Source organism: Methylobacterium sp. CCH7-A2, assembly GCF_001557075.1.
Classification (GTDB): domain Bacteria; phylum Pseudomonadota; class Alphaproteobacteria; order Rhizobiales; family Beijerinckiaceae; genus Allobosea; species Allobosea massiliensis.
The window spans coordinates 1-7,112 of record NZ_LSKN01000186.1; the positions used below are offsets into that span (position 1 = coordinate 1).

5 protein-coding genes are annotated in these 7,112 nt (G+C 66.4%); 4 read left to right on the plus strand and 1 reads right to left on the minus strand.

Annotation, left to right across the window (positions count from 1 at the left end):
• The first annotated feature begins 379 nt into the window (after positions 1 to 379).
• Both AX750_RS14445 and AX750_RS14450 read left to right on the plus strand, forming a co-directional pair.
• Positions 380 to 820, plus strand: coding sequence for a hypothetical protein (locus tag AX750_RS14445; protein ID WP_066726048.1), 441 nt, complete (start codon positions 380 to 382; stop codon positions 818 to 820).
• A 10-nt stretch (positions 821 to 830) separates the two neighbouring features.
• The gene (locus tag AX750_RS14450; RefSeq protein WP_066734669.1) at positions 831 to 2,264 is read left to right on the plus strand and encodes an exonuclease domain-containing protein; all 1,434 of its coding nucleotides are present in this window, start codon (positions 831 to 833) and stop codon (positions 2,262 to 2,264) included.
• A gap of 516 nt (positions 2,265 to 2,780) precedes the next feature.
• Here the strand turns inward: AX750_RS14450 and AX750_RS14455 are convergent.
• Positions 2,781 to 4,358: a hypothetical protein gene (locus tag AX750_RS14455; protein WP_156446397.1), complete on the minus strand. Its 1,578-nt coding sequence runs from the start codon at positions 4,356 to 4,358 to the stop codon at positions 2,781 to 2,783.
• Between the two features lie 707 nt (positions 4,359 to 5,065).
• On the opposite strand from AX750_RS14455, the gene AX750_RS14460 reads away from it, so the two are divergent.
• Both AX750_RS14460 and AX750_RS14465 read left to right on the plus strand, forming a co-directional pair.
• The gene (locus tag AX750_RS14460) at positions 5,066 to 6,211 is read left to right on the plus strand and encodes an AAA family ATPase (RefSeq protein WP_066734670.1); all 1,146 of its coding nucleotides are present in this window, start codon (positions 5,066 to 5,068) and stop codon (positions 6,209 to 6,211) included.
• 80 nt (positions 6,212 to 6,291) lie between these two features.
• Positions 6,292 to 7,112, plus strand: an 821-nt coding sequence (locus tag AX750_RS14465; RefSeq protein WP_156450085.1) for a hypothetical protein, incomplete at its 3' end; no start/stop codon positions are given.

Below are 7,112 nucleotides of genomic sequence, written 5' to 3' on the forward strand. Positions count from 1 at the left end.
CGTAGCCATGCGAGACCGTGGCGTTGTGATCGCGCGCCAGGAGGTCGAGATCGACCAGCAGCATGCGGATCGCCGCCCTCGCATCGCCCTTGGCCTCGTAGAGCACGGCGTCGATATCGGCGTCGGTCGGGAAGACGGTGTCGGCTTCAGGCTCTGCGGGCTGGCGTTCGGCGGACATGACGGTCCTGGGGGCTGGTGGATCGGTGGCGCGAACATAACAAGAACAATGTCGAGCTGACCGTCAAGTCGGAACGCGTCTGCGCACGACGGCAGCGGCTCGAGGCGAGGGAGAAGAAGATGGTGGGACCTGTGTTGGGTTACCCCCGGGATTAGGCGCCTCAGGAGCGGCCCCCGGGTCCGCGCTCCATGGACAAACAAGATGACGAACCAGGACAAGGTCGGCCGCCGCGACGAGCCGGGGCCGCAGGAGGACGAACTCGCGCTGTATGTGCGGGCTTACCGTGGGGTGCTGGGGGCCGAAGAGCTCTTCGCCCGCTTCCAGGCTCACATGCACCACGCCCGGCGGATCGAGGCGGCGCCGGAACGCTATGACGGCGTGCACGGGCTGAACGGCTATCAGATCGCACAAGGCGCCCGCATGGCCGCCCGGCGCATGGCGATCCTCCTCGCCGAGATCCCGACCGAGGATCGCGACGTCCTCATGTTGAAGGTCAGCGTCTTCGAGGCCCTCATCCGTGTGCCGCACGAGGTCGCCCGCTCGAATGCCGCCATCATGGCGGAGGCGGCGATGCAGGCGGATGGCGACCGAGCCGGCGTCGTCCTGATCCCCCTCGACCGGCCCGCTGGCCCGGCGCATTGAGGGCGGCGTGATGGGCTATCTCTTCTATGATCTTGAGGCGAGCGGCCTCCAGGCTTGCTTCGACGTCCCCCTTGAGGCGGCGTTCGTGCAGACAGATGCCGAGCTGCGCATCCAGAGGGAGCTGACGCTGCGCTGCCGGTTACCGGCGCATGTAACCCCTTCGGTCGACGCGCTGCTTGTCACTGGCATCACGCCGACGATGCTTGAGGACCAGCCGCTGAGCCATCTGGAGATGATGGCGCAGATCGGCCGGATCATGACCGACTGCAGGCCCTGCATGATCGTCGGCTATAATAACATCTCCTATGATGATGAAATCGTTAGACAATCTAACTTTCAAACCCTTCTGCCGCCCTATGCGGGCTCGATGACGGGGCATGGCCGCGCCGATGTTCTGGTCATGCTGCGCGCGGTGACGATGCTCGAGCTTGGGGCGATCCTGCTGCCGCAAAGCCCCGAGGGCAAGCCGGTGCTGAAGCTCGGCGAAGTCTGCCGCTTCAACGGGATCGGTCTCAGCGAGGACGCCGCTCATGATGCCCTCGCCGACGTGCGCGCGACACGCGACCTGTTCAAGCTCCTGCTTGATCGGGCCCCAACGACCATGGCGGCGATGTTGGCGAACGCGAACAAGAGCGGACCCAACGGAGTGATGGCTGACGACGATGTCGTCGTCCTCGGCGGCTTCTCTCGGATGGTGCCGGTCGCGCCCTTCATCGGCTCACCGACGAACCCGAACGCGCGGGTCGTCATCGATCTCAGCGAGGATCCGGCCGGGCTGCTCGGCATGCAGGCGCCAGAGCTCCTTGCGCTGATCCGCGCCGGCCGGTCGCCGATCCGGCAGGTCAAGACCAACGCGCAACCGATCCTGTTCGGCTGGGACCAGGCGGTGCATGCGCTGGTCGAGCCGCTGCCGCTGTCGGTCTATCGCGCCCGCGCCAGGGCGCTCTGGGCGCATCCGACATTCACCCGGCAACTGGCCCTGGCGCTGGAGGGGCGATACGCCGATCGCGAGCCCTCGCCTTGGGTCGACGAGCAGCTCTACTCCGGCGGATTCATCTCCAATGCCGATGCCGCGGCCTGCCAGCGCTGGCATCAGCTGCCCTGGGATTTACGGGCGAGCTTCGCGGCTCAGCACATCCGGGATCCGCGGCTTCGCTCGCTGGCGATCCGGCAGGTGTTCCTGAACGCGCCCGAGACGCTCTCCCCCGAGGCTCGGCGCCGCGGGCAGGACTGGCTCAACCATCGGCTCGTGACAGCGGACGAAGTCCCGTGGATGACCATCCCCAAGGCGCTCGCGCGTTGCGAGGAGCTCGTGGCGACGGGCGAGCCGGCGGCGCGGCCGGCCCTTGAGGCAATCCGGGCATGGCTGGTCGAGCGGCGCCATGCGCTCGGGCCAGACGCGGCCGCCTTGGTGGAGAAGGGCCAGGCGGCGACGCCGGCCTAACCCCTCAGGAAGAACGACGACCGCGGGCGTCGGCCGCAAGGCCGGCGCTGGTCTGCGGGCAATGTCTGCCACCTATTTGCCGGAAGGCGACTGGCGATTCTGGCCTATAGCTGACATTTAAAGCGTTCGTTTTCCGCCATCCCCCTGGCATCCGACCGATGATAAGCCGACGGGAGCGGGCGAGCCCCTCTTTGAGAGCGCCATCCCACCCCATTCGAAGGAGTGTCGGTTCGCCGACGACACCGTGCGGGCGCCGCCGCTGACCGCCGGATCTTCGCTACTTTGTGTGGAGCGAACAGGCGCGCCACGCTGCTCGCTACTCTCCAGACGATCGCCCACTTCATCGACACCAAGGCCGAGACGAATCCCGCGCCACTGTAGACGGTTGCCGCTCGTCCGTTGCTTCGCTCCACCATGCCCGCCGGCTACGGCGAGCGTCTGCGCGCCCTGCGCGGCGCTAGCCGGAACCTGGCCCCCCAGCAAAACCGGTTTGGACGACCCTGCTAATGTCCGAGACTAACGCTGGGTCAGGCGCAAGAGACGTTTGAAGCGGGGATCCTCTTGGGCCTCGTGCGAATACGATCTCAGATCGGTCAGCCATTCAGCAAGATCGTAAGGAACAACCTTCGGGTGTGGGCCAAGAGCAGCATCCAGGAGATCGACCGCTGCACTCCAGGCCGCCCCAGCTGCCTTTCGCCTCAGGCTGGTGCTGGCAAATTCTTGCCCCTCGTCCGTCTGTTGACGCGATCCGAAATAGAGAAAGAGGGTGTCGACATCCCAAACCTCGAAAGGGACCAACAGGGGTACGATCGTTGTCACGCCGTCCCTGAAGGCCGGTCCAAGGAGCGCCGGAATCCTCGCCAAGTGCTGCGACAGTTCTGGACTGCGAAGGGCCACATCAAAAGCCCAGCACTGTGCGAAAAAGATTCTTCCAGTATTTACCCAAGCGTCCGCTCTTTCTTCGAGCGGCTTTCCCTTAAGCCAGTCACGCACCGTGTCGGCGGCTGCGCGCCGACCTTCGTCGCTTGTCCGCTGAAGGACCGACCTCAATTCAGGTGGCGACAATCCGGTTGCTTGGGTGCCGGACAGCCGGTCGAGAGCTCGCCAGGTGAGCCTCCCGACGAGGTGCGCGACCCCCTTATTCGACAGCCGATTGCGCTTCGATTCACGAACCATGATCGGCTCGAGGCGCCCATAGAGCTCAGACGTCAGTCCCCGGCCGTATTGCGCGTGCAGGTCGAGCAGGCACAGCGCCGCATCACTCTCGCTCTCGGTGATCGGACCCAGCACCAGGTGCTCGGTTGCCCGCGGCATCAGCACCGCCGCGATGTGAGCCCATTCCGCCAATCGTGCGGCAACATCTGGCCGCCCGCGGTCCGTGACCTCGCAGATCGCGGTCTCGATCCTCTCTGCCTGTTGCGCGCTAGCGTTGAGCTGCTCCGGGGCGCGTCGAGCCTTGTCCAGCAGCGCCAAGCCGACAAAGGTAAGCTCGCCCGCAGCGCTGTTGTAGGCTCGCTGCATGAGCCTTTCGCCCTGATTCGCGCCGAAGTGATTTTCGGGAGGCTGGGCGGTCGATAGGAACGCTCGCGAAGCCAGATGATGCCAGACCTCGATGATGGCGTCCTGCTGGGCCGAGAGGAAAGGCAGGACAGCCTCGTCTCGACCGACGACACATTTCTCCAGCCACCGCACCGCGGACGAGATCGTCGTCTCGAGCGCCTCACCGTCAAGTCTGCCGATCGCGTCCAAGACTCGCTGCTTCTGCTCGACCGGAGCCCTCTCAATCCAATCGGCCTCCGCCAAACGCCAAAGAAGCTGTCGCCAAAGGTCGCCATGCGCCGCGAACGCATCGGGCGCGGCGAGGAGAGCTTCCAGTGTGCGCTCGGGTTCCCTGCGCACGAATGCGGCAGCGTGGTCGCTCCCCCCAAAGTCGCGCTCGTCCCCCGCGGTCTCGAGCGCCACGACCAGATCGACACTCTCGCAGTTCGCGAACTTGGAGGCGTCACCCTCTGGCACGGACCTGACATGCACGCCACCTGCCAGCAGATCGTCGACCGTCAGCTCGGTCTTGTCGTGTCCCGCCCCCTTCGTCATCTCGCCGACAAACTCAGTCGATTCGGGTAAGAGCGGCCCGCCCTCTCGTGCGAGAACGGAGAGAAACCTTTGCGCACGGGCGCGCTGCCACTGGCGCCTCTGGTCTGCGGTGCCCTGTGTCCACGACTCGAGCGGAGGGCCGCGCCGCAGACGCGCTTCCAGCTGCGTTCGATCAACGTCGTAAGCACTGCTCTTGAACGCCGCGTACTCTGCGTGCGGGACCGTCCTCGGTTGCCCGGGGTCGGCTCCGGCGAGCTCTTGGAAGACGGTCCTCGTCAGACCTTCAAAGGAGTGAAGGCCGCTGCCCCGCGAGGCTCCGGCCCCGACCACGAACACCACCTCGCCGGCGTCTCGTGCGCGCACCAAGTCGAGGGGAATCTGGGGGCCGCCTGCCCGAAACTGAACTGTGCGGGCACCCGGCGCGCCAGAGAGACTTGCGACACTCACCCCATCATACTCCTGGACCACGCGTCTCCGCTCTCATCCTGGCGGACCGATTGTGAGGCGTTTTGATCGCTGATGCCAGCCGATCCCTTCCCTGATCCCCAGGAGCATAGGCCGTTGAAGACGCTCACCTTAGCCGCGGACATGAACGCCGTCGTACGGGTGTGAGGGGGTACCGACGTCAGCGCCCACACCGATGAAGGGAAGGGAAAACGGGACTGCAGCCGCAGAACCCCCGTGAAGCCCAACTTGGATTCCCCTCGATGACCAGCAAGATCAGCCGCGCGCGCCGTACGCGCGCCGTCGCCGCCGTGCCTCCCGTTCCACTCCCGGAGCCGATCGGCCTCCACCTGTTCGACTATCACGACGTCGATCGTCGCTTGCATGGCGACGGCATCGTGACCGCGACGAGCGACGACGAGGGCCATGCCCAGGCGCGGCAGCGCGCGCTCTGGAACCGTCTCTATCAGGACGAGCGCGGCTCCTGGCGCAGCCTGATCGTCCCCGAAGCCAAGATGATCGCGCGTCTCGCCGCTCTCGATCGGTCTTGCCCGCAGTTTGCGGCGGTCACCGCCTGGATCGTCCGCGCGGTGACGCTGGCGATGGCCGGGGGCCAGGCGCTGCGGCTCGACCCTTGCGTCCTGCTGGGAGCCCCGGGCGTCGGCAAGAGCTACTACGCTCATCGCCTCGCCCAGGCCTTCGGAGTCTCCCACCTGACGATTCCGATGAACCTTGTCACCGACCGAGGCACCTGGTTCTCAGGCCTCGCGCCGATCTGGCGGGCGTCCGGCCCCGGCAAGGTCGCGCAGCTGCTCATCGACTCCAGCTGCGCGTCGCCCGTCATCGTCATCGACGAGATCGAGAAGGCGAGCCCGCTCAATCCGAGCGAGACGCCGATCAACGTCTTGCACTCGCTGCTCGAGCGCGAGAACGCCAGCCGCTTCACCGACGAGTTCGTCGAAGTGCCGCTGCGGGCCGATCACATCATCTGGATCGCGACGGCGAATGACCTTTCGCCGCTGCCCCCCTCGATCGTCGATCGGCTCATTGCGTTCGAGATCACGCTGGAGCCAAGCCAGATGCTGGCGATCCAGCGCTCGCTCTTCGACGAGGCGAATGCCGCCACGGGCGGGCTGTTCGTTGCCCCGACAGACGCGCTGCTCCAGCAGGTCATGGCCCAGACGCCGCGCGCGATGTCGCGCCTCTGGCCGATCGCTTTCGGCTTCGCATGCATGGAGGGACGCCGCCACGTGACCCGGGCCGACCTCGGCCAGGCCGAAGCCGTGCTGCGGCTCGGATCAGCCGGGAAGGGCCAGATCGGCTTCCTGAGTGAGATGACAACCAAGAGGATGAAGGCGGAGACGGGCGAGGCCCAGCTGCGGGCTCCAAGCCCGGAGCGGAGGCGCTGACGAGAGAGGGACAGTGAGAACGGGGACCAAAACACCCCTGGGAACTCAGCACGACCTCCATTGCAGAAAGCACCATCGACATGACCTACCCCCAGCCCGGCGCCACGGCGACCGAGACCCTCGCCACCCTGCCGTTCGATCCGACCCTGCGTCCCGTGATCGACGAGATCGCGGCGCTGCGCCTGCATCAGCCGAGTGAGGCGGCCTATGCCGCCTTCATCCGCAACCCGGCGAGCGTCGCCGACATGGTCGAGCGCGCCCGGCTTCATGCCGATCAGGTCGCGCGCTTCGTCGCACTCGCCCAGGTGAGCCCGCCCGGTCAGGTGTCGCAGCATCTCGCCCAGCTCTACGCGCTCGTCCTGCTCAACACGACCGCGACCGTCGCCGCCGCGTTGATGCCGGCGACCACCGGCGCTGATCGCCATGCGCGCCGGCAGCAGGGGGCAGCGTTCATTCAGAGTCTGGAGAACCCTGGCGACAACGAGCTTCGCCATGTCGGCGAGATCGCCTTCGGACTGAAGGATCGCGATGCTCACACCCTTGCGCAGGATGCCATCGCCTTCGCCGGTCGCGGCCATGGCGAGGGGCCCTCGCCAAGCCGCGCAACGATCCACCGCATCGAGGAGCACCTGACCTTGCGCAGCTGGCTCAAGCGCAAGGCGGATGCGGGCCTGCTCCTCGCCGAGGCCCGGCAGCATGCGGTATGGGCGGAGCGCTTCGCTCTCTCGCTCGATCAAGACGAGCTGCATCCTGAGGACCGCGACGAGATCATTTCCGCCAGGGAGGGGGCGCTGCTCCAGCACGTCCTCGCGCTGGCCGCGCTCGCGCTCTCGCCGGTCGCGGTCGATACCGACCGGATCTTCGAGGCCGCTCATGCCAGCGTCGCGACGCGTGCCCCTCT

Bases quoted from the DNA above. Each gene is read 5' to 3' on its own strand.
- AX750_RS14445 (WP_066726048.1), top strand. From the start codon at position 380: ATGACGAACCAGGACAAGGTCGGCCGCCGCGACGAGCCGGGGCCGCAG.
- AX750_RS14455 (WP_156446397.1), bottom strand. From the start codon at position 4,358: ATGACGAAGGGGGCGGGACACGACAAGACCGAGCTGACGGTCGACGAT.
- AX750_RS14460 (WP_066734670.1), top strand. From the start codon at position 5,066: ATGACCAGCAAGATCAGCCGCGCGCGCCGTACGCGCGCCGTCGCCGCC.
- AX750_RS14450 (WP_066734669.1), top strand. From the start codon at position 831: ATGGGCTATCTCTTCTATGATCTTGAGGCGAGCGGCCTCCAGGCTTGC.